We start from the raw sequence: 21,061 nt of genomic DNA, 5'->3' as shown, positions 1-21,061 counted from the left end.
CCGACCGCTACCGCCACTTAGCTACCAAAGTCGGCGAACCTGGGCTGAGATCATGAACAGCATCTAAGCACCTTCACTACCCCTTGAGCAGCCGCGCCTCCGCGTTATCCAGATCGCGGAGGATCTCGGCCAGCATGTCGTCGTCCAGTTGATGATCCTTGCGCATCCGGTACAGCTCCAGCCGCTGGGTGCGCAGGGCATTGAGGCGCATGCGGTATTCGAGCTGGTCGCACTGGCGCTGGTGCTCGCGCGACTCCTCGGCACGCCGGGTGCGTGCGCGTTCGAGCAGGTCGCGATATTCGCTCATCAGCTTGGCGCGGATCTCGGCCGTAGCGATGGCGCTGTCGGTATCGGCGGCTTTTTCCTCATCAGCCTCCAGACAGCGGATCGCCGCCTCTAGCACCTGGGCGCGGTGCTGATTGAGCTCGGCCTCGTGCCGCGCCACGTTGTCCTGGGGCAGCCGCGGCAGCAGTTGGGGCAGCAGCACACTGGCGACCAGCAACGACACCAGGATCACCCCGGCAGCGATGAGGATCAGCAGGTTCCGCTCGGGAAAGGCCTCGCCATTGTTGAGCAGCAGCGGCAGCGACATCACGCCCGCCAGGGTCACCGCACCGCGCACGCCGCCGATGGTCAGCACCGCAGTCAGCGCGATGCGCGATTGACCGGCGAAGCGCGTCGACTTGCCCCGCCAGCGCCGCAGCATGCCGGAGGTGCGCCAGTAGCAGTACACCCAGACGAAGCGCAGCACCATCAACACTCCGTAGATCGCCAGCACATAGCCCAGCGCCGGCCACAGCAGGTGCCAGACGTCGGCATGATCACCGATCACCGCCTTGATGATGTCCGGCAACTGCAGGCCCAGCAGCAGGAATATCAGGCCGTTGAAGGTGAACTCGAGCATCGCCCATACGCCACGGTTGAGCAGCCGCGTGGTGGTCTGCCGTGGCAACAGGTCGAGGCGGCTCTGCATCATGCCGGCCGCCACCGCCGAGAGAATTCCAGACAGCCCCAGGTGCTCGGCCGCCACATAGGCCGCAAAAGGCAGCAGCAGCATGAGCAGCACATGGGGCGCCGGCTCCTCCCAGCCTCGGGCGATCATCCAGGCGCGCAGGCGACCGAGCAGGTAACTCAGCGCCATGCCGATCAGCAGGCCGCCGGCGGCTACCAGCACGAACTGCAGGCTGGCATCGGTGAACGAGAACACCCCGGTGAGGGTGGCCGCCACGGCGAACTTGAATGCCACCAGACCGGAGGCATCGTTCATCAAGGCTTCGCCTTGCAGCAGATTGTTCAGCGTATTGGGCAGGCGCCCGTGGGTAATCGCCGATACCGCCACCGCATCGGTCGGCGATAGCACCGCTGCCAGAGCGAAACAGGCGGCCAGGGGAACCTGGGGCAGCAACCAGTGAATGAAATATCCGGCGCCCAGAATAGTCACGAACACCAGCACGAACGCCAGGAACAGGATCGGCGCGCGCAGTTTGCGAAACTGCCCCTTGGGCATGCGCCAACCATCGACGAACAGCAGCGGCGGGATGAACAGCAGCAGGAACAACTCCGGGTCCAGGCGTACGTGCAGGCCCAGCGCTGGCACCGCCAGCAAGGCGCCGATGAGGATCTGCAGGATGGGCAGCGGCAAGGGAATGAATTGCGCGCTGATACGGGTGCCACTGACCACCAGCAACATGATCAGAATGGTGTAGAGAAGCTGCATGTGAGGAGAGATCCTTTGCGATAGCGGCCGCCTGGCGAGGGCCGGTGCATTCTAACGCCAGCAGCGTGCAGGCGGATGCGCCGCAAGCCGAATCGACGTGGCATAATCGGCGGCCTCGGTATTCACAAGCAGCAACGGGGACTCGACGAGTGGAGTCCTCCAGAGGTAGACCAATGAGTTACGTGCTTTATGGCATCAAGGCCTGCGACACCATGAAGAAGGCCCGCACCTGGCTCGACGAGCGCGGTGCCACTTACCAGTTCCACGATTACAAGACCGCCGGCATCGACCGCGGCAACCTGCAGAAATGGTGCGACGAACACGGCTGGGAAACCATCCTCAATCGTGCCGGCACCACCTTCCGCAAGCTCGACGACGCGCAGAAAAGCGATCTCGACCAGGCCAAGGCCATCGACCTGATGCTGGCCCAACCGTCGATGATCAAGCGCCCGGTGCTGGACCTTGGCCCCCGCACCCTGATCGGTTTCAAACCCGAGCGTTACGCCGCCGAACTGGCCTGATATCGCCACCTCAATCGAATTCGCTGCAAGGAAAAGCTCATGTCCAATACTCTGTTCAGCCTGGCCTTCGGGGTCGGCACGCAAAACCGTCAAAGCACCTGGCTGGAAGTGTTCTACGCCCAGCCGCTGCTCAACCCGAGCGCCGAACTGGTCGCCAAGGTCACCGAGAAACTCGGTTATACCGGCGGCAACCAGGCCATCGCCATCACCAATCAGCAAGCCGGTGAACTGGCCAGCGCCCTGAAGCACGTCGACTCGGTACAAGCCGCGCTGCTCACCCGCCTGGCCGAAAGCGCCAAGCCGCTGGTCGCCACCCTGCTGGCCGAAGACGCCGCCCTGACCAGCACGCCCGAGGCCTACCTCAAGCTGCACCTGCTGTCCCACCGCCTGGTCAAGCCACATGACCTGAACCTGACCGGCATCTTCCCGCTGCTGCCCAACGTCGCCTGGACCAGCCAGGGTGCGGTCGACCTGGCCGAGCTGCCGGAGCGCCAACTGGAAGCGCGCCTGAAGGGCGACCTGCTGGAAGTGTTCTCGGTGGACAAGTTCCCGAAAATGACCGACTACATGGTGCCGAGCGGCGTACGTATCGCTGACAGCGCACGGGTTCGTCTGGGCGCCTACATCGGCGAAGGCACCACCGTGATGCACGAAGGCTTCGTCAACTTCAACGCCGGTACCGCCGGCCCGGGCATGATCGAAGGTCGCGTGTCCGCCGGTGTGTTCGTCGGCAAGGGTTCGGATCTGGGCGGCGGCTGCTCGACCATGGGCACCCTGTCCGGTGGCGGCAACATCGTCATCTCCGTGGGCGAAGGCTGCCTGATCGGCGCCAACGCCGGTATCGGCATCCCGCTGGGTGACCGCAACATCGTCGAAGCCGGCCTGTACGTCACCGCCGGCACCAAGATCTCCCTGCTCGACGACCAGAACAACCTGGTCAAGGTGGTCAAGGGTCGTGATCTGGCTGGCCAGGCCGACCTGCTGTTCCGTCGTAACTCGCAGAGCGGCGCGGTCGAGTGCAAGACCAACAAGTCGGCCATTGAGCTGAACGAAGCCCTGCACGCTCACAACTGAGCCCAGGCTTCGCCCGAACGGGCTGTGCGCGCGATAGACTGACGTCTTCGTGGGCACAGCCCGTTTTCACATCCAGCGTGACGAGATCCGGATGACCCTGATTTCCCCCTGGCGCGCCGACTTCCCCGGCCTCGGGGCCTTCGACGCCGACGGCCAGACCTACCTCGACAGCGCCGCGACCGCGCAAAAGCCGCAGGCCGTACTCGATGCCCTGCTGGCCTACTACGCTGGCGGCGCTGCCAACGTGCACCGTGCCCAGCACCTGCCGGGCGAACGCGCCACCCGCGCCTTCGAGGCGACCCGTGACAAGGCGGCCCGCTGGCTGAATGCGGCCAGCCGCGACGAGATCGTCTTCACCCGCGGCGCCACCGAATCGCTCAACCTGCTCGCCTATGGGCTGGAGTCGGTGTTCATGGCCGGCGACGAGATCGTCGTCAGCGCTGCCGAGCACCACGCCAACCTGTTGCCCTGGCAGCAACTGGCCGCGCGCAAATCCCTGAAGCTGGTGGTCCTGCCGCTCACTCCCGCTGGCGATATCGACCCGCAGCAGGCCACCGCGCTGATCGGCCCGCGTACCCGGCTGCTCGCCCTCAGCCAGCTATCCAACGTGCTGGGCCGCTGGCAAGACATGCAGCCGCTGATTCGCCAGGCGCAGAAGCACGACGCCCTGACCGTGGTGGACGGCGCCCAGGCGGTGGTGCATGGCCGCCAGGACGTGCAGGCGCTGGGCTGCGACTTCTACGTCTGCTCAAGCCACAAGCTGTATGGGCCCGATGGCGTCGGCCTGCTCTACGGCCGGCGCGACGCGCTGCAGCGCCTGAACCACTGGCAGTTCGGCGGTGAGATGGTCCAGCAGGCGGATTATCACGCCGCGACCTTCCGCCCCGCTCGGCCTGGAAGCCGGTACGCCGGCGGTATCCGGGGTGATCGCCCTCGGCGCAGCACTGGACTACCTCGAGCACCTCGACGCCGACGCGGTCAGCCGCCACGAAGCAGCGCTGCACCGGGTGTTGCTGGAAGGCCTGCAACGCCATGAAGGTGTGCGCCTGCTTGGCGAGCCGAAAACTGCACTGGCCTGCTTCACCGTCGACGGTATCCACAGCGGCGACCTCGCCCACCTGCTCACCGAGCAGGGCATCGCCGTGCGGGTCGGTCATCACTGTGCCATGCCGCTGCTGCAGCGCCTGGGCGTGAACGGCGCGATTCGCGTATCCCTCGGCCTGTACAACGACGAGGCCGACCTGCAGCGCTTCTTCGCCGCCGCGGACAAAGCCCTGGAGTTGTTGCGATGACCCTGCCGACCGCTGCGCAGGAAGCGCTCGACGCCTTTATCGCCTGCCCCGGCTGGGAACAGCGCGCGCGCCTGCTGATGCAATGGGGCGAACGCCTGGAGCCGCTCGCCGAACGGCATGAAGCGGATCGCGTACACGGCTGTGAAAGCCAGGTGTGGCTGAGCGGTGAAATACAGGACGGCCTCTGGCACTTTCGCGCCAGCAGCGATGCCCGCCTGATACGTGGCCTGCTGGCCGTGCTGCTGGCCCGGGTCAACGGCCTTGACGCAGGCGAGCTGGCCGCCCTGGATATCGCCGACTGGTTCGCCCAGCTCGGTTTGTCCCGTCAGCTGTCGCCGTCACGAGCCAGCGGCATGAACGCCGTGGTGCAGCAGATGCGCCGGCTGATCGAAGCGGGTTAAACGGGCGGCGCGACGCGCTCGCTTGGGCGCCTGGCCCCAGCCACGATTTTGTCCACGATGCGCGCCGCAGCGACCATGCCGAAAGTGGCGGTGACCATCATCACCGCGCCGAAACCGCCGGCGCAGTCGAGCTTCACGCCCTCACCGACGAACGCCTTGCTCTGGCACACACCGCCGTCCGCGCCAGGGTAGCGCAGCTGCTCGGTGGAGAACACGCAGGGCACGCTGTAGGTGCGCCCCGGCGTGCGCGAGAAGCCGTAGTCGCGGCGCAGGGTCGAGCGCACCTTGGCGGCCAGGGGGTCGTTGAAGGTCTTGTTCAGATCCGCCACCTGCACCTGGGCCGGGTCGATCTGCCCGCCGGCGCCGCCGGTGGTCACCAGGGCGATCTTACGGCGCTTGCACCAGGCGATCAGCGCCGCCTTGGCGGCCACGCTGTCGATGCAGTCGACCACCGCATCCAGCTCGACCGTGATGTACTCGGCCATGGTCTCGCGGGTCACGAAATCGGCCACCTCGTGGACCACCAGAGCCGGGTTGATGGCCCGCAAGCGCTCGCCCATCACCTCGACCTTGGCGCGCCCGACCTGCCCCTGCAGGGCGTGGGCCTGGCGGTTGGTATTGCTGACGCAGACATCGTCCAGGTCGAACAGAGAGATTTCGCCCACCCCGGAACGCACCAGCGCCTCGGCCGCCCAGGAGCCGACACCGCCAATGCCGACCACAGCCACGTGGGCCGCGGCCAGTCGTTCTGCGCCTTCACGGCCATACAACCGGGCAATACCGGCGAAACGCTGTTCATCGAACGACATGGGGGCTCCTCCTTCCGGGCGGGCATTATAAGAAGGCCGGCAGCGCTTCCCAAGCACCATCGGGCCGGTGATTGCAGTGCGGCGATACAAGCCGGCGCAGATAGCCGGGCAGGTCCCCGGAGCTGTGCTATACAGTCAATCATCGACGGAGTAGCATGCGCGCCAGCCGGCGCTCGCCGGTCTTCTCCCCGTTCCACCCTTCGGAACCCTACACAGCATGCTTTCGCGCAAGTTCGGTCTCAATCTCGTTGTTTTCCTGGCGATTGCCGCCTTGTTCACCGGTATCTGGGCGCTCTACAACCGCCCCGTCACCGCCCCCGATTGGCCGGAACAGATCTCCGGCTATTCCTTCTCGCCATTCCGGCAGGGGCAGAGCCCGCAAACCGGCGTCTACCCGAGCGATCAGGAGATGCGTGAGGATCTGGAGCTGTTGTCCAAGCAGACCGACAGCATCCGCACCTACTCGGTGGATGGCGACCTCGACAAGATTCCTGCGCTGGCCGAGGAATTTGGCCTGCGCGTGACCCTGGGTGTGTGGATCAGCCCGGACGAGGAGCGCAACGAGCGCGAAATCACCAAGGCCATCGACATAGCCAACCACTCGCGCAGCGTGGTTCGCGTGGTGGTCGGTAACGAGGCGCTGTTCCGCCGCGAGGTTACTGTCAAGCAGCTGACGGCCTACATGGACCGCGTGCGTTCGGCGGTCAAGGTGCCGGTCACCACGTCCGAGCAGTGGCACATCTGGGAGGAATACCCGGAGCTGGCCGACCACGCCGACCTGATCGCTGCTCACGTGCTGCCTTACTGGGAATTCATTCCCATGAAGGACTCCACCCAATTCACCCTGGACCGCGCCCGCGACCTGAAGAAACTGTTCCCGAAAAAGCCGCTGCTGCTGTCCGAGGTCGGCTGGCCGAGCAACGGCCGGGTGCGCGGCGGCGCCGAGGCGACCCAGGCGGATCAGGCCATCTACCTGCGTACCCTGGTCACCACACTCAACGCCCAGGGCTACAACTACTTCGTGATCGAGGCCTTCGACCAGCCGTGGAAAGCCGGCGACGAAGGGTCGGTGGGTGCCTACTGGGGCGTCTACAACCTCGACCGCCAGCCGAAATTCAACTTCGAAGGCCCGGTAGTCGCCATTCCGAAATGGCGCATGCTGGCCGTCGCCTCGGTGGTCATGGCGCTGCTGTCGCTGGCGCTGATGCTGATCGACGGCAGTGCCCTGCGCCAGCGCGGCCGCACCTTCCTGACCTTCGTCGCCTTCGCTGGCGGCTCGGCGCTGGTGTGGATCGGCTACGACTACAGCCAGCAGTACAGCACCTGGTTCAGCACTCTGGTTGGTGTGCTGCTCGGCGTCGGCGCCATCGGCGTGTTCATCGTACTGCTCACCGAGGCCCACGAGCTGGCCGAGACGGTGTGGACGCAACGCCGCCGGCCATTCACCCCGGTGGTCGGCGACAGCCATTACCGCCCCAAGGTGTCAATCCACGTGCCGTGCTACAACGAGCCGCCGGAGATGGTCAAACAGACCCTCGACGCCCTGGCCAACCTCGATTACCCGGACTTCGAAGTCCTGATCATCGACAACAACACCAAGGACCCGGCGGTGTGGGAGCCGGTGCGCGACTATTGCGAGGAACTCGGCCCGCGCTTCCGCTTCTTCCACGTCGCACCGCTGCACGGCTTCAAGGGCGGTGCACTGAACTACATCCTGCCGCACACCGCGCCGGACGTCGAAGTGGTGGCGGTGATCGACTCCGACTACTGCGTCGACCGCAACTGGCTCAAGCATATGGTGCCGCACTTCGCCGACCCGGCAATTGCCGTGGTGCAGTCGCCGCAGGACTATCGCGACGGTGAGGAAAGCACCTTCAAGAAGCTCTGCTACGCCGAGTACAAGGGCTTCTTCCACATCGGCATGGTGACCCGCAACGACCGCAACGCGATCATCCAGCACGGCACCATGACCATGATCCGCCGTACCGTGATGGACGAGCTGAAGTGGGCCGACTGGACCATCTGCGAGGATGCCGAACTGGGCCTGCGCGTGTTCGAGAAAGGCTATTCGGCCGCCTACGCCCACGACAGCTTCGGCAAGGGCCTGATGCCCGATACCTTCATCGACTACAAGAAGCAGCGCTTCCGCTGGGCCTACGGCGCCATCCAGATCATGAAGGGCCACGCCCGTCAGCTGCTGGCTGGCAAGGACAGCGAGCTCAAGCGCGGCCAGCGTTATCACTTCATCGCCGGCTGGCTGCCGTGGGTCGCCGATGGCCTGAACATCTTCTTCACCGCCGGTGCGCTGCTGTGGTCGGCGGCGATGATCATCGTGCCGCAACGGGTCGACCCACCGCTGCTGATCTTCGCGATTCCGCCGCTTGCGCTGTTCCTGTTCAAAGTCGGCAAGATCATCTTCCTCTACCAGCGGGCGGTGGGCGTTAACCTCAAGGATGCCTTCTGCGCGGCGGTGGCTGGCCTGGCGCTGTCGCACACCATCGCCAAGGCGGTGCTGTACGGCATGTTCACCAAGACCATCCCGTTCTTCCGCACCCCGAAGATGCGCTCCAGCCACGGCCTGATGGTCGCCCTGGCCGAGGCTCGCGAAGAAGTGTTCGTCATGCTGCTGCTGTGGGGCGCCGCCCTGGGTATCGGCATCGTCCAGGGCCTGCCAAGTTATGACGTGAAGTTCTGGGTGATCATGCTGCTGGTGCAGTCGCTCCCGTATCTGGCCGCCCTGATCATGGCGTTGCTCTCCTCGCAGCCCAAACCGCTGGAAATCCCAGTGGTGCAGGACGACGCCGAGAACGAAGCGCAGAAAGTCTGATCGGCGTTAGCCTGATCTGAAAACGGCGGCCAATGGCCGCCGTTTTTTTATGGTTTGAAGTTTTCATCAAGGCCCCGGCCGTCCTTACGCCTACGAGCCCCGGGCGTTTTGCTTTAAGCTATGCGCCCTTCCCGCCCTGCACAGTTTTACCGGAGCTCCCATGACGGCCCTGTCCCCCACCCTCGAACTCGCCTGCGACCTGATCCGCCGCCCTTCGGTCACCCCGCTGGACGAGGGCTGCCAGGAGCTGATGATGCGCCGACTGGCCGCCCTGGGTTTTGCCGTCGAGCCGATGCGTATCGAGGATGTGGACAACTTCTGGGCCAGCCACGGCAATGAAGACGGCCCAGTGCTGTGCTTCGCCGGCCATACCGACGTAGTGCCCACCGGCCCGGTTCAGGCCTGGCAGCACGGCCCGTTCGATGCCCTGATCGACGAGCAGGGCATGCTCTGCGGCCGCGGTGCGGCGGACATGAAAGGCAGCCTGGCGTCGATGATCATCGCCGTCGAGCGCTTTGTTGCCGAATACCCGAATCACAAGGGCCGCATCGCCTTTCTGATCACCAGTGACGAGGAAGGCCCGGCGCACCACGGCACCAAGGCAGTGGTCGAACGCCTGGCCGCGCGCAACGAGCGGCTGGACTGGTGCATTGTCGGCGAGCCGTCGAGCACCACCCTGGTCGGTGATGTGGTGAAGAACGGTCGCCGCGGCTCCCTGGGCGCCACTCTGACCGTGCGCGGCATCCAGGGCCACGTGGCCTACCCGCACCTGGCGAAGAATCCGATCCACCTGGCCGCGCCGGCGTTGGCCGAACTGGCGGCCGAGCATTGGGACGACGGCAACGCATTCTTCCCGCCGACCAGCTTCCAGGTTTCCAATCTCAATTCGGGTACCGGCGCCACCAACGTGATTCCCGGCGAGCTGAAGGCAGTGTTCAACTTCCGCTTCTCCACCGAATCCACCGTTGAAGTCCTGCAACAGCGGGTCAATGCCATCTTTGACAAGCATGGCCTGGACTACCACATCGACTGGGCGCTGTCGGGCCTGCCGTTCCTCACCGAGCCGGGCGCGCTGCTCGATGCGGTCAGCACCAGCATCCGCAGCGTGACCGGCCGTGAAACCACGCCGAGCACCAGCGGTGGCACCTCCGACGGCCGCTTCATCGCCACCCTGGGCACCCAGGTGGTCGAGCTGGGCCCGGTCAACGCGACCATCCACCAGGTCAATGAGCGGGTGCTGGCCAGCGATCTCGATGTACTCACCGAGATCTACTACCAGACCCTGGTCAAGCTGCTCGCCTGATGCTCGCCTGCCCGATCTGCCAGGCGCCACTGACCGCCGTCGACAATGGCGTGGCCTGCCCGGCCAACCACCGTTTCGACCGCGCACGCCAGGGCTACCTGAACCTGCTGCCGGTGCAGCACAAGAACAGCCGCGACCCGGGCGACAATGCCGCCATGGTCGAGGCCCGTCGCCGCTTCCTGAGCGCCGGCCACTATGCGCCGCTGGCCGAGCGCCTGGCAGCCCTGGCCGCTGGCTATCAGCCACAGCGCTGGCTGGATATCGGTTGCGGCGAGGGCTACTACACCGCGCAGATCGCCGAAGCCCTGCCGGGTGCCGACGGCTATGCGCTGGATATTTCCCGCGAAGCGGTCAAGCGTGCCTGCAAGCGCGCCCCGCAGTTGAGCTGGTTGATCGCCAGCATGGCCCGCGTGCCCTTGGCAGATGCCAGCTGCGGGCTGTTGGCAAGCGTGTTCAGCCCGCTGGACTGGCAGGAGGCCAAGCGCCTGCTCGCGCCCGGCGGTGGCCTGCTGCGAATGGGCCCGACTCGCGAGCACCTGATGGAACTGCGCCAGAAGCTCTACGACGAAGTGCGCGATTACGATGATCAGAAACACCTTGAGCTGATCCCGCCGGGCATGCACCTGGCGCACAGCGAAACGCTGAGCTTTCGCCTGCCGCTCGAGACCGAGCAAGCCCGCGCCGACCTGCTGGCGATGACGCCCCACGGCTGGCGCGCCAGTGCCGAGCGCCGCGCAGCGGTGATCGCCGAACGCTTCGAAGTGACCGTCGCCATCCGCTACGATTGGATCGAGCGAGACGCGTCCTAACGCCCCGACCAGATGAGAACCCACATGCGCCAACCGGATATCGAAATCTACCTGAAGGACGCCGACCACCAGGCCGTGGCCGCCTGGCTGACCCAGGCACTGGGCCCCTGCTCGGACTGGCAGCAGAAGGGCCAGACGTTCCAATGCCGCGCCGGCGACATTCCGGTGACCTGGCTGCCCAAGGCCGTAGGCAAATGGCACAGCCTGTACCTGGAAAGCGATGCCACTCCATGGGAAGACGACCTCGCCTGCGCCCAGGCGGCCTATGCGGCTCTGGACGTGGAAGTACGTTGCGCTCCCGGCAGCTGGGACGAGAACGAGAGCGACGAGCAGGCCGACCAATGGCTGCGCATCAGCGCCGATGGCGTGCAGGAAATCACCTGGCGTACCGGCTGATCAGCGACTCCAGCTCAGCACTCATCGCCGCGGTGCCGCCTGGCCGGCACCGGGCGCTTGCACTCTCCCAGCGACTCTCTCGCCTCCTTTAAGTCCCGTACTTTCTCGCCAATGACCCACGACATGGACCTTCCTGATCAATCAGGGAGGCCCTTGAGGACATCTGCTGAACAAGGGTAGCGACTCTATAAAACTACTACATAAATCTCAAAAACGTCGTTTTCCTGCCTGTAAATGATTTTGAACGGTGCGACATCGCGCCGCACCCAAAAAACGTTTAGCGATCATCTTTACAGACATTTCTTCAAGATAACTGCCAATAACCCGATTTTAACCGCTAAAAGCCTAGTTTTTATCGAGATAGTTCAGCATGAAAAATAACAATATCTCCGATAACTTGTAGTCATGAAAAATAATTACTCCATGAATATTGCTTACCGCCTTGCTCTGTTTGCAGAATGCCGCGGTACGACTTTAGTCGACACCGTACCTCTGCCGCCCTCTGGGTGAATCTGCAACGATCGCAGGAGATGCAAGCGTGCACATTGGTGTTCCCCTCGAAACCCAGGCAGGCGAAACGCGGGTGGCCGCGACGCCGGAAACCATCAAGAAACTGATCGGCCAAGGCCATCAGGTCACCGTTCAGAGCGGTGCCGGCATTGCCGCCAGCATTACCGATGCGGCCTATACCGCCGCAGGTGCCAGCGTCGGCGATGCCGCCGCGGCATTCAGCGCCGAGCTGATTCTCAAGGTGGTCGCCCCCAGCGACGCCGAGCTGGCCCTGATGAAAAGCGGCGCCGTATTGGTCGGCATGCTCAACCCGTTCAGCAACGAGACCATCGCCCGGCTCAACGCTGCCGGCGTCACCGCCTTCGCCCTGGAAGCGGCCCCGCGTACTTCTCGCGCCCAGAGCCTGGACGTACTCAGCTCCCAGGCCAACATCGCCGGCTACAAGGCGGTGATGCTGGCGGCCAACCATTACCCGCGCTTCATGCCCATGCTGATGACCGCCGCGGGCACGGTGAAAGCCGCTCGCGTGCTGATCCTCGGCGCTGGCGTTGCCGGCCTGCAGGCCATCGCCACGGCCAAACGCCTGGGCGCGGTGATCGAGGCTTCCGACGTGCGCCCAGCCGTGAAGGAGCAGATCGAGTCCCTCGGCGCCAAGTTCGTCGACGTGCCGTTCGAAACCGACGAGGAGCGCGAGTGCGCCGAGGGCGTCGGCGGTTACGCCCGGCCGATGCCGGCCTCGTGGATGGAGCGCCAGGCCAGGGCGGTGCACGAGCGCGCCAAGCAGGCCGACATCGTCATCACCACCGCCCTGATTCCCGGCCGCAAGGCGCCGACGCTGCTGCACGAAGCCACGGTTGCCGAGATGAAGCCCGGCTCCGTGGTCATCGACCTGGCCGCCATCCAGGGCGGCAACTGTCCGCTGACCGAACTGGACAAGGTGGTGGTCAAGCACGGCGTGACCCTGGTCGGCCACGGCAACCTGCCCGCCCTGGTCGCCGCCGACGCTTCGGCCCTGTACGCGCGCAACCTGCTCGATTTCCTCAAGCTGGTGACCAAGGACGGCGTCTTCCACCTCGACCTGGAAGACGACATCGTCGCGGCCTGCCTGATGTGCACGGGCGGCGAGATCAAACGCCTCAACAAATGATGCCTTCCTCTCCTTATGGAGAGGCCAACGACTACAAGAAAGGATCACAGCGATGGATCTGATTTCCGACGGAATCTACAACCTGATCATCTTCGTGCTGGCCATCTACGTCGGCTACCACGTGGTCTGGAACGTCACCCCTGCCCTGCACACGCCGCTGATGGCGGTCACCAATGCCATTTCGGCGATCGTCATCGTCGGCGCCATGCTCGCTGCCGCGCTCACCGTCACCCCGCTAGGCAAGACCATGGGCACCCTGGCCGTGGCCCTGGCAGCGGTCAACGTGTTCGGTGGTTTCCTGGTCACCCGGCGCATGCTGGAAATGTTCAAGAAGAAGGCCGCCAAAGCGGCGGTGGAGAAGTAAGCGATGAGCATGAACCTGATCACCCTGCTCTACCTCGTCGCCTCGGTGTGCTTCATCCAGGCGCTCAAGGGCCTGTCGCACCCGACCACCTCACGGCGCGGCAACGCCTTCGGCATGATCGGCATGACCATCGCCGTGCTCACCACCCTCGGCCTCATCCATAAACTCGGCAGCGAGCTGGCGGTAAAGGGCATCGGCTACGTGATCGTCGGCCTGCTGGTCGGCGGAACCGCCGGTTCGATCATGGCCAAGCGCGTCGAAATGACCAAGATGCCCGAGCTGGTCGCCTTCATGCACAGCATGATCGGCCTGGCGGCGGTGTTCATCGCCATCGCGGCCGTCGTCGAGCCGCAATCGCTGGGCATTGTCGCCAGCATTGCCGACCCGATTCCTGCCGGTAACCGTCTGGAGCTGTTCCTCGGTGCGGCCATCGGCGCCATCACCTTCTCCGGCTCGGTGATCGCCTTCGGCAAGCTATCCGGAAAGTACAAATTCCGCCTGTTCCAGGGAGCGCCGGTACAGTTCGCCGGCCAGCACCTGATCAACCTGGTGATAGGCCTGGCCATCGCCGGCCTCGGGCTGTTCTTCACCTTCACCGGCAATCTCACGGCCTTCGCCGTACTGGTAGCCCTGGCGTTCGTGATCGGTGTGCTGATCATCATCCCCATTGGCGGCGCGGACATGCCCGTGGTGGTGTCGATGCTCAACAGCTACTCGGGCTGGGCGGCGGCCGGTATCGGTTTCTCGCTGAACAATTCGATGCTGATCATCGCCGGCTCCCTGGTCGGCTCCAGCGGCGCGATTCTCTCGTACATCATGTGCAAGGCGATGAACCGCTCGTTCTTCAACGTCATTCTCGGCGGCTTCGGCGGCGCGACCGATGCCGGCCCGACGGCAGGCGGCGGCGAGCAACGCCCGGTCAAATCCGGCTCCGCCGACGATGCCGCGTTTCTGCTCGGCAATGCCGACAGCGTGATCATCGTGCCCGGCTACGGCCTGGCCGTGGCCCGCGCCCAGCATGCACTGAAGGAATTGACCGAGAAGCTGGCGCACAAGGGCGTGACCGTGAAGTACGCGATCCACCCAGTGGCGGGCCGCATGCCCGGCCACATGAACGTGCTGCTGGCCGAGGCCGAGGTGCCTTACGACCAGGTGTTCGAGATGGAAGACATCAACGCCGAATTCGGTCAGGCCGATGTGGTGCTGGTGCTCGGCGCCAACGACGTGGTCAACCCGGCGGCGAAGAACGATCCCAAGTCGCCGATTGCCGGCATGCCGATCCTGGAAGCCTTCAAGGCCAAGACCATCATCGTCAACAAGCGCTCGATGGCCAGCGGCTATGCCGGCCTGGACAACGAACTGTTCTATCTGGACAAGACCATGATGGTATTTGGCGACGCCAAGAAGGTCATCGAGGATATGCTCAAGGCCGTAGAATGACCCGCAAAGGGGCGCAGTAGAGCGGACGCGCCCCTTTCAGGTGCAATTCGAGGTCAAGAGAAAAAGCACAGCAGTGCTGATGGATAGCGAAAAACCCTGCTCGGAAAAATAAATAGCTAAGCAACTACAGCGAACAATCGCAACTGTACTGCAACAAATATTCTAAAAATCAGACTATTTACAGGGTAAAAAACTGCCAAACAGTTCAAGTCACGGCAAATTCACAAACACCGGTACAGTTACCATCTAATTAATGAGAACAGTTACAAAGCAACCTATCTAGTACTTAGCTAATTTACTTCAGCTGTGGCTACTGCTAACTCCGCGCGAGGACGAAAATAGGCGCCAGAACTTAACCAATCCCGCCAAAAGCGGAAGGATGCACGCCATGGAACGTACCCTCAGTTCCGATCTGCTTGTCGATAACTCGTCCAAATCTGCCACCAGCCTGCCGCTGAACATCCTGGCCACCCTGCTCCTGTGGCAGCGCCGGATCGTCAGCCGCCGCCAGCTGGCACGCCTCGACACTCGCCTGCTGGCCGACGCCGGTATCAGCGAAAGCGAGCGTTACGCCGAGCTGAGCAAGCCGTTCTGGCGTTAATCGCACGCACTGAGCTTCTCCCGCAAAACCCCACCGGCATGCAGCGCCTGTGGGGTTTTGTCGTTTCAGGGGCACAGTCATCGGACTGCCTCCAGCGCTACACAAACTGTGCAGGTCTTTCTCAACGGCGCGCTGCAGAGCGGTTAGAATGCGGCTTTCCGTGAGCCGTAGAGACCAAGCCCATGCCCACCGTCCGCACCCTCGCCTTCGTCAGTCTGTTCGGCCTCGCTACCGGCGCCAGTGCCAGCAGCTTCGTGGTCACCACTGACACCCTGGTCGACGCACTTGCCGCCACCATCGACACCACCTCCAACGCGACCTCTTCGGTGGTAGACAACAAGGTCGTGCTCGCCGCCAAAGACGACGCTGCCAGCTTCGTCGCCAGCGCCGGCGCCGTGCGTGGCGCTCACCTGGAAAACGCTCTACAGCACATCCGCGAGCGCATGCCGAGCCTGCAGGCCGACGATGCGCAACTGGCGCAGGCTATCCTCGCTCACTAACCCTTCGTCATTACTGGAACTGCGGCAGGCGTTCCTCGTCCAAGCAGCCAATCAAACCCCATTCGGAGACCGTTCATGAAGCGTCCGTTGTTAGCCGCCACCGCCTCGCTGGCCCTGTTCGCTGGCGCCGTACAGGCCCAGACCCTGGTGGCCACCAGCAACATCATCGTCCGCGCGCTGGATCGCACCATCAACTTCACCTCGGACACCACCACCTCGATCCGCGACATGAAAGTGGTGATCGAAGCCCGTGACGACGCGGCCAGCTTCGTCGCCAGCCAGGGTGACATCCGTGGTGCCCAGCTCGAAGCCGCCTTCGGCGCGCTGCGCAGTCAAGTCCCCGAGGCCCAGAACGCCTCCGACCAGGTACTCGCAGAAGCCATTCTCGCGCTGTGATGACCGCCCGTGGCTGGCTCCTGCTGCTGACCCTGCTGGTCAGCACGGCCAGCCACGCCCAGTTGCAATTCGCCCTCGAAGGCTCCGGCCTCACGCCCGAGCAACGCCACGCCAGCCAGACATTACTCGACGAAGCTCACGCCGCCCTGCCGCCCCACCTGCGCGAAGCGCTGGATCGTGACGTAGCCGTGCAGTGGGTCGATATGCCCAAAGACAATTACGGCCGAGCCGGGCGCCTCAGCGGCGTCGAGCTCAATGCCAAGCTGCTGCCGAGTCTCACCGACGGCAGCGCCGCGAGCACGCCAAACGGGCGCCCCCACGGCACCGTGCGCCAGGAACTGCTGGCTACTGTGCTGCATGAAATCACTCACCTTTATGATCGCGGCACCTACTGGAGCGCCGAGCAGCGCACCCTGCTGCGCCGCTGCCAGCGCCAGAAGGCCGACCTGGGCCCAGTCGGCCTGCGCCCCGAGTGCCGCGGCCAGACTGAACGGCGCTTCACCCTCAGCGACGATCCGCGCCTGCTCGACCTGGCCGGCTGGCCGCAACGCGTCGGCAAACGCGGTGAGCGTGACATTCATAACGGCCAGGTCGCCCGCAGCCCGGACAGCTACGAGCTGAGCAACCCGCGCGAGTTCGTCGCGGTGAACATGGAGTACTTTCTCCTCGACCCCGAATACGCCTGCCGCCGCCCGTCTCTGGCGCGCTTCTTCAGCGAGCACTTCGGCTGGGCGCCAGCCAGGCAAACGCCCTGCGGCAATGGTTACGCCTACCTGAACGCCGGGCGCGATTTCGACAAGCAGGCGCTGGCCAACCTCGACCCCGAGCGCGTTTACGAAGTGGATTACCTGCTCGCCGAGGCCAACCAGAACATGGCCAGCCGCTGGGGCCACAGCATGCTGCGCCTGGTGATCTGCGCGCCGGGCCGCCCCCGTGGGCCGGATTGCCGGCTGGACCTGGACCAGCACCTGGTGCTGTCATACCGCGCGTTCGTCAACGACGTGCAGCTGTCGAGCTGGGACGGCCTGACTGGAGCCTACCCGTCGCGGCTGTTCGTGCTGCCCCTGGCCCAAGTGATCGAGGAATACACCAAGGTCGAGCTACGCAGCCTCGCTTCGGTCCCCCTGAAGCTGTCGCGCGAACGCCTGGAGCAGCTGGTCGCCCGTGCCGTCGAGCAGCACTGGAGCTACGACGGAGACTACTTCTTCGTTTCCAACAACTGCGCGGTGGAAACTCTCAAGCTGCTGCGTAGCGGCACCGCCGACCCGCGCCTGCAAACGCTGGACAGCATCACCCCCATCGGCCTGCTGGAAGTACTCGAGGCCCGCGACCTGGCCGACGGCAGCGTGCTGAACGATTCCCGCGAAGCACTGCGCCTGGGCTACCGTTTCGACTCGTTCCGCGACCGCTATCAGGCCATGTTCAAGGTGCTGCAACAGCGCCTGCCGATTCGCCAACAGCGCGTCGAGGACTGGCTCGAACAGCCATCCGAGCAGCGCCGCCAATGGTTCGAGCAGGCCGACCTGCGCGCCAGCGCCGCCATGCTGCTGCTCGAACAGGCAGCGATGCGTCGCCAGTTGCTGCTCTCCCAGGACGAACTCAAGCAGCGCTACCTGACCGGCCGCGCCGCCAAGGACCCCAGCCTGAACAAGGCCGGTGACGCGCTGGAGCAGATCCTCGCCAACACCGGCTTTCTGAGCCGCCCGGCCGAACTGCTCGAAGGCGGTTACGGCCTGCCGCAGCAGCAAGAATGGCAACGCCTGGAAAGCGAAACCCGCACGCGCCAGCAGCAGCTGAGCCTGCTCAGCGCCGACCTCGACGGCGAGGTGCGCAGCCTGCTCGAACCCCAGCGCCTGGCCGAGCTGGAAGCCAACGAGGCCAACCTCAAGCTGCTCGGCGAACACTTGCGCAAACTGCACAAGGAAAGCGGCGGGCTGCAGCTCTGAATGGCGCAGCCCGGGTAGTCCTGATCAAAGCGCCGTATCGGGAAACCTGACCACCGCGCTGAAGCCTTGCGGGCTGGCATTGCTGAAGCCGATGGAGCCGCCCAGGTGACGGGCGATCATGCCGACGATGGCCAGCCCCAGCCCCGCCCCCTGGGGATTGCCGGCGCTATGGAAGCGCTCGCCAAGGCGTGGCAGGCGAGCTTCCTCGACGCCCGGCCCTTGGTCGACGACCTGCAGGTGCACGTCTTCGCCTTCGCGGCTCACGCGCACGCTGACTTCGCTGCCCGGTGACGAGAAGGTCAGCGCGTTGCTGACCAGGTTCTGCAGCAGGATCACGATCAATCCGCGGTCGCCCTGAATCACAGCTTTTTCCTCGGCCTCCAGGGCCAGGTCGATCCGCCGGTTGAGCGCCAGCGGCGCCAGGTCGGCCAGTTCCTCGCGCACCACGGCGGTCAGGTCCAGCGGTTGTAGATTCTGCGACGGCGCTTCCAGGCGCGCCATGGTCAGCAGCTGGCTGGCAATACGGGTAGCGCGCTGCACGCCGTGCTTGAGGAATGCCAATGCCTCCTCGCGCTCCTGCACGCTTTCGGCCAGCGCCGCGTTACGCACGTGAATCTCGAGAATCGCCAGCGGTGTGCGCAGCTCATGGGCGGCATCGGCGATGAAGCGGCGTTCGCGTTCAAGCAGCGCACGCAGCTGGCTCAACACATCATCCAGAGCCAGGCGCATCGGCTCCAGCTCCGGCGGCAGAGGTCCTGTCGGCAGCGGCTCGAGGCTATGCTCAGGGCGCTCGCGCAACTGCTGGGCCAAACGCTGCAGCGGGCGCAGGCCCCAACCGAGCAGCAGCCAGATGAAGGCAGCCAGCAGCGGTAGGCAGATCAGCGTCGGCATCAGAGTGTGCTGAAGAATCTGATGGATCAGGTCCTGGCGCAGATCCTCACGCTCGCCAACCCAGATACGCAGGCCGGCGGCGCTGTCGTCGAGCAGCACGCCGCACCATTCCTGATCGTTGAAGAAGAATTCGTGAATGCCCGGCGGCGGCAGTTTCGTCAGGTGCGGCGCCTGCTCGGAACGCACCAGCAAGTTGCCGTCGCGGTCCCACACCTGAAACGCCAGGTTGATTTCATAAGGGTGCGAGAACACGCCCTCGGTCGAACGATTCAGGGCGCCATCCAGCGCCTGACGGACGAACTGCCAATCCACCGGGCGGCCGTCCGGCTGCTGCAGCATGCCCTGCAGCACGCGCGCGGCCTGTACCAATTGGGCATCATAGACCGCCTCGGTCTGCCGGTGGCTGTCGCGCAGGGCGAGCAGCACCAGCGCCAGGCTGCCGGCCAGCACCAGGGCGATGGTTGGCGCCAGAATCCGCGTGCGGATGGAAATCATGGTTTCTGCTCCACCAGGTAACCGACTCCGCGTACCGTACGGATCAGCTCGCTGCACAGCTTACGGCGCAGATTATGGATGAGCACTTCCAGGGTGTTACCCGGGCCGCTTTCCTGCCAGCCGTAGAGTGCATTGGCCAGGCGCTCGCGGGTGACCACTACACCGGGACGAATCAGCAACTGGTGCAGCAACTGATATTCCATGGGCGTCATCGCCACACTGTGGCCCTGGTAGCGCACCTCTTGGGTGGACGGATCCAGGGTCACGCCAGCGAATTCCAGCACCGGCTGGACGCGGCCCTGGCTGCGCCGCAGCAGGGCGCGGATGCGTGCCTTGAGCTCTTCGGGGTCGAAGGGCTTGACCAGGTAATCGTCGGCGCCGGCGTCCAGGCCCTGAATGCGGTCATCCATGGCGTCGCGGGCAGTGAGCACCAGCACCGGCACGGCGTTCTCGCTACGCGTGCGCAGCTGGCGCAACAGGGTCATGCCATCGAGCCGCGGCAGGCCGAGATCGAGCAGCACCAGGTCGAACTGCTCGCTGCGCAGCGCGTGGGCAGCTTCGAGACCATCCTCCAGCCAGTCCAGCGTATAGCCTTCGCCACGCAGGGCCACGCGGATTCCGCGCGCCAGGGCACGATCATCTTCAACCAGCAGGACTCGCACGGCACGTACCTCGTCAGCCATAAACGGCGCCATGATGCGCTTCGCGCGGCGCATTGGGCAGGGGGAGATGTTACCGAGCTTTGCCCATTAAGACTTTCCTAAGCTTCGCGCCGCAAGGTGCTCCTGACTACCCCAAGAAGGAGATTCACCATGCGTTACGTCGCACTCTTCGCCCTGCTGCTGGGCAGCCCGCTGGCCATGGCCAGTACAGAATGTACCACCGCCGATCGCTCGACCTGGCAGAACCCGGAACAGTTTCAGGAGAAGCTGAAAGAGCAGGGTTACCAGATCAGCAAGTTCAAGGTCACCGAGGGTAACTGCTACGAGATCTACGGTTTCGACAAGGACAAGCGCAAGGTCGAGATCTACCACGATCCGGTTAGCGGCAAGGCCATCAAGACCGAGATCGAAGACTGATGAACGCGGCGACGATTCGACTCTGGGACCCCCTGATCCGTCTGTTCCATATATCGGTGGCCGGGGTCTTCGTCGCCAACTATTTCTTTACCGAGGAAGGTGACGACTGGCACACCTGGCTCGGCTACTACGCCTGCGCCTGGCTCGCCGTACGTCTGATCTGGGGCTTCGTCGGCCCGCGCAGTGCACGCTGGACGGACTTCTGGCCGACCCGCGCGCGGCTGCGCGAACACCTGAGCCTCGTGCTCAAGGGCGAACCCCACCGCCGCCTCGGCCACTCGCCGATCGGCGCCCTGGTGATGCTGCTGATGATGACGGCCATCGCCACCCTCGGCATCAGCGGCTTTCTGATGAAGGAGGTCGATGCCCTGTGGGGCGCCGACTGGCCGCTCACCCTGCACGCCTGGGCCGCCAACAGCCTGGCGACGCTGGTGGCCATTCATGTGGCCGCGGCAGTAATCGAAAGCCTGCACCTGCGCGAGAATCTGCCGCTGTCGATGATCACCGGCAAACGCCGCGCTCCGTCCGAACATCGCTGAGACT

At 64.5% G+C, this 21,061-nt stretch carries 20 protein-coding genes and 1 pseudogene; 17 read left to right on the top strand and 4 right to left on the bottom strand.

Features of this window, described 5'->3' with window-relative positions; translation table 11 throughout:
* Positions 1 to 76 precede the first annotated feature (76 nt).
* Positions 77 to 1,717: a Na+/H+ antiporter gene (locus PVA39_RS05735; RefSeq protein ID WP_274123181.1), complete on the bottom strand. Its 1,641-nt coding sequence runs from the start codon at positions 1,715 to 1,717 to the stop codon at positions 77 to 79.
* Positions 1,718 to 1,890: 173 nt separating this feature from the next.
* Between PVA39_RS05735 and PVA39_RS05730 the strand changes: the two genes are divergently transcribed.
* The 4 genes and pseudogenes from PVA39_RS05730 to PVA39_RS05715 all read left to right on the top strand — a co-directional run bounded on the left by PVA39_RS05730 (position 1,891) and on the right by PVA39_RS05715 (position 5,005).
* On the top strand, positions 1,891 to 2,238 hold the full coding sequence (locus PVA39_RS05730; RefSeq protein ID WP_274123180.1) for an ArsC family reductase: 348 nt from the start codon (positions 1,891 to 1,893) through the stop codon (positions 2,236 to 2,238).
* Positions 2,239 to 2,277: 39 nt separating this feature from the next.
* A complete protein-coding gene (dapD, locus tag PVA39_RS05725; protein ID WP_274123178.1) occupies positions 2,278 to 3,312 on the top strand; it encodes a 2,3,4,5-tetrahydropyridine-2,6-dicarboxylate N-succinyltransferase in 1,035 nt (344 codons plus the stop codon).
* A gap of 91 nt (positions 3,313 to 3,403) precedes the next feature.
* Positions 3,404 to 4,604, top strand: a pseudogene (locus tag PVA39_RS05720) (aminotransferase class V-fold PLP-dependent enzyme).
* The gene (locus PVA39_RS05715) at positions 4,601 to 5,005 is read left to right on the top strand and encodes a SufE family protein (RefSeq protein WP_274123177.1); all 405 of its coding nucleotides are present in this window, start codon (positions 4,601 to 4,603) and stop codon (positions 5,003 to 5,005) included. Before PVA39_RS05720 ends, PVA39_RS05715 begins: the two are co-directional and overlap by 4 nt.
* Here the strand turns inward: PVA39_RS05715 and tcdA are convergent.
* The gene (tcdA, locus tag PVA39_RS05710; RefSeq protein ID WP_274123176.1) at positions 5,002 to 5,814 is read right to left on the bottom strand and encodes a tRNA cyclic N6-threonylcarbamoyladenosine(37) synthase TcdA; all 813 of its coding nucleotides are present in this window, start codon (positions 5,812 to 5,814) and stop codon (positions 5,002 to 5,004) included. The two genes, PVA39_RS05715 and tcdA, sit on opposite strands and share 4 nt — an antisense overlap.
* 217 nt (positions 5,815 to 6,031) lie before the next feature.
* On the opposite strand from tcdA, the gene PVA39_RS05705 reads away from it, so the two are divergent.
* The 11 genes from PVA39_RS05705 (at position 6,032) to PVA39_RS05655 (ending at position 18,053) form a co-directional block, all read left to right on the top strand.
* Positions 6,032 to 8,641: a glycosyltransferase gene (locus tag PVA39_RS05705; protein WP_093503946.1), complete on the top strand. Its 2,610-nt coding sequence runs from the start codon at positions 6,032 to 6,034 to the stop codon at positions 8,639 to 8,641.
* A gap of 160 nt (positions 8,642 to 8,801) precedes the next feature.
* Positions 8,802 to 9,944: a succinyl-diaminopimelate desuccinylase gene (gene dapE / locus PVA39_RS05700; protein WP_274123175.1), complete on the top strand. Its 1,143-nt coding sequence runs from the start codon at positions 8,802 to 8,804 to the stop codon at positions 9,942 to 9,944.
* Positions 9,944 to 10,753 carry a putative RNA methyltransferase gene (locus tag PVA39_RS05695; protein ID WP_274123174.1) on the top strand — a complete coding sequence of 270 codons (810 nt, stop codon included), beginning with the start codon at positions 9,944 to 9,946 and terminating at the stop codon, positions 10,751 to 10,753. Before dapE ends, PVA39_RS05695 begins: the two co-directional genes overlap by 1 nt.
* Before the next feature lie 24 nt (positions 10,754 to 10,777).
* On the top strand, positions 10,778 to 11,149 hold the full coding sequence (locus tag PVA39_RS05690) for a hypothetical protein (protein ID WP_093503952.1): 372 nt from the start codon (positions 10,778 to 10,780) through the stop codon (positions 11,147 to 11,149).
* Positions 11,150 to 11,687: 538 nt separating this feature from the next.
* Positions 11,688 to 12,806, top strand: a complete 1,119-nt coding sequence (locus PVA39_RS05685) for a Re/Si-specific NAD(P)(+) transhydrogenase subunit alpha (RefSeq protein ID WP_274123173.1) — start codon at positions 11,688 to 11,690, stop codon at positions 12,804 to 12,806.
* A 52-nt stretch (positions 12,807 to 12,858) separates the two neighbouring features.
* Complete coding sequence (locus PVA39_RS05680) at positions 12,859 to 13,170, top strand: NAD(P) transhydrogenase subunit alpha (RefSeq protein ID WP_074881214.1); 312 nt, start codon at positions 12,859 to 12,861, stop codon at positions 13,168 to 13,170.
* Between the two features lie 3 nt (positions 13,171 to 13,173).
* Positions 13,174 to 14,610, top strand: a complete 1,437-nt coding sequence (locus tag PVA39_RS05675; RefSeq protein WP_274123171.1) for an NAD(P)(+) transhydrogenase (Re/Si-specific) subunit beta — start codon at positions 13,174 to 13,176, stop codon at positions 14,608 to 14,610.
* Between the two features lie 388 nt (positions 14,611 to 14,998).
* Positions 14,999 to 15,211, top strand: coding sequence for a DUF1127 domain-containing protein (locus PVA39_RS05670; RefSeq protein WP_093503958.1), 213 nt, complete (start codon positions 14,999 to 15,001; stop codon positions 15,209 to 15,211).
* A gap of 182 nt (positions 15,212 to 15,393) precedes the next feature.
* Positions 15,394 to 15,711, top strand: a complete 318-nt coding sequence (locus PVA39_RS05665; RefSeq protein WP_274123169.1) for a DUF2388 domain-containing protein — start codon at positions 15,394 to 15,396, stop codon at positions 15,709 to 15,711.
* A gap of 75 nt (positions 15,712 to 15,786) precedes the next feature.
* On the top strand, positions 15,787 to 16,107 hold the full coding sequence (locus PVA39_RS05660) for a DUF2388 domain-containing protein (RefSeq protein WP_093503961.1): 321 nt from the start codon (positions 15,787 to 15,789) through the stop codon (positions 16,105 to 16,107).
* A complete protein-coding gene (locus tag PVA39_RS05655; protein ID WP_443200936.1) occupies positions 16,104 to 18,053 on the top strand; it encodes a DUF7844 domain-containing protein in 1,950 nt (649 codons plus the stop codon). The genes PVA39_RS05660 and PVA39_RS05655 overlap by 4 nt, the downstream gene beginning before the upstream one ends.
* Before the next feature lie 24 nt (positions 18,054 to 18,077).
* Here PVA39_RS05655 and PVA39_RS05650 read toward each other — a convergent pair whose 3' ends face one another.
* Both PVA39_RS05650 and PVA39_RS05645 read right to left on the bottom strand, forming a co-directional pair.
* Entirely contained in the window at positions 18,078 to 19,439 is a 1,362-nt protein-coding gene (locus PVA39_RS05650) for a sensor histidine kinase (protein WP_274123166.1), read from the bottom strand.
* On the bottom strand, positions 19,436 to 20,101 hold the full coding sequence (locus PVA39_RS05645) for a response regulator (RefSeq protein WP_147175036.1): 666 nt from the start codon (positions 20,099 to 20,101) through the stop codon (positions 19,436 to 19,438). The genes PVA39_RS05650 and PVA39_RS05645 overlap by 4 nt, the downstream gene beginning before the upstream one ends.
* A gap of 150 nt (positions 20,102 to 20,251) precedes the next feature.
* On the opposite strand from PVA39_RS05645, the gene PVA39_RS05640 reads away from it, so the two are divergent.
* Both PVA39_RS05640 and PVA39_RS05635 read left to right on the top strand, forming a co-directional pair.
* On the top strand, positions 20,252 to 20,518 hold the full coding sequence (locus tag PVA39_RS05640) for a PepSY domain-containing protein (RefSeq protein ID WP_274123165.1): 267 nt from the start codon (positions 20,252 to 20,254) through the stop codon (positions 20,516 to 20,518).
* Entirely contained in the window at positions 20,518 to 21,057 is a 540-nt protein-coding gene (locus PVA39_RS05635; RefSeq protein WP_093503970.1) for a cytochrome b/b6 domain-containing protein, read from the top strand. The genes PVA39_RS05640 and PVA39_RS05635 overlap by 1 nt, the downstream gene beginning before the upstream one ends.
* The last annotated feature ends 4 nt before the right edge of the window (positions 21,058 to 21,061 follow it).

Source organism: Pseudomonas sp. CNPSo 3701, assembly GCF_028674975.1.
GTDB lineage: Bacteria > Pseudomonadota > Gammaproteobacteria > Pseudomonadales > Pseudomonadaceae > Aquipseudomonas > Aquipseudomonas straminea.
The sequence above is the reverse complement of the archived record's forward strand: the minus strand, read 5'-3'. Positions and strand labels throughout refer to the sequence as shown.

Excerpts from the sequence above, each read along its gene's own strand:
- PVA39_RS05735 (WP_274123181.1), bottom strand. The coding sequence starts at position 1,717 with ATGCAGCTTCTCTACACCATTCTGATCATGTTGCTGGTGGTCAGTGGC.
- PVA39_RS05730 (WP_274123180.1), top strand. The coding sequence starts at position 1,891 with ATGAGTTACGTGCTTTATGGCATCAAGGCCTGCGACACCATGAAGAAG.
- dapD (WP_274123178.1), top strand. The coding sequence starts at position 2,278 with ATGTCCAATACTCTGTTCAGCCTGGCCTTCGGGGTCGGCACGCAAAAC.
- PVA39_RS05715 (WP_274123177.1), top strand. The coding sequence starts at position 4,601 with ATGACCCTGCCGACCGCTGCGCAGGAAGCGCTCGACGCCTTTATCGCC.
- tcdA (WP_274123176.1), bottom strand. The coding sequence starts at position 5,814 with ATGTCGTTCGATGAACAGCGTTTCGCCGGTATTGCCCGGTTGTATGGC.
- PVA39_RS05705 (WP_093503946.1), top strand. The coding sequence starts at position 6,032 with ATGCTTTCGCGCAAGTTCGGTCTCAATCTCGTTGTTTTCCTGGCGATT.
- dapE (WP_274123175.1), top strand. The coding sequence starts at position 8,802 with ATGACGGCCCTGTCCCCCACCCTCGAACTCGCCTGCGACCTGATCCGC.
- PVA39_RS05695 (WP_274123174.1), top strand. The coding sequence starts at position 9,944 with ATGCTCGCCTGCCCGATCTGCCAGGCGCCACTGACCGCCGTCGACAAT.
- PVA39_RS05690 (WP_093503952.1), top strand. The coding sequence starts at position 10,778 with ATGCGCCAACCGGATATCGAAATCTACCTGAAGGACGCCGACCACCAG.
- PVA39_RS05680 (WP_074881214.1), top strand. The coding sequence starts at position 12,859 with ATGGATCTGATTTCCGACGGAATCTACAACCTGATCATCTTCGTGCTG.
- PVA39_RS05675 (WP_274123171.1), top strand. The coding sequence starts at position 13,174 with ATGAGCATGAACCTGATCACCCTGCTCTACCTCGTCGCCTCGGTGTGC.
- PVA39_RS05670 (WP_093503958.1), top strand. The coding sequence starts at position 14,999 with ATGGAACGTACCCTCAGTTCCGATCTGCTTGTCGATAACTCGTCCAAA.
- PVA39_RS05665 (WP_274123169.1), top strand. The coding sequence starts at position 15,394 with ATGCCCACCGTCCGCACCCTCGCCTTCGTCAGTCTGTTCGGCCTCGCT.
- PVA39_RS05660 (WP_093503961.1), top strand. The coding sequence starts at position 15,787 with ATGAAGCGTCCGTTGTTAGCCGCCACCGCCTCGCTGGCCCTGTTCGCT.
- PVA39_RS05650 (WP_274123166.1), bottom strand. The coding sequence starts at position 19,439 with ATGATTTCCATCCGCACGCGGATTCTGGCGCCAACCATCGCCCTGGTG.
- PVA39_RS05640 (WP_274123165.1), top strand. The coding sequence starts at position 20,252 with ATGCGTTACGTCGCACTCTTCGCCCTGCTGCTGGGCAGCCCGCTGGCC.
- PVA39_RS05635 (WP_093503970.1), top strand. The coding sequence starts at position 20,518 with ATGAACGCGGCGACGATTCGACTCTGGGACCCCCTGATCCGTCTGTTC.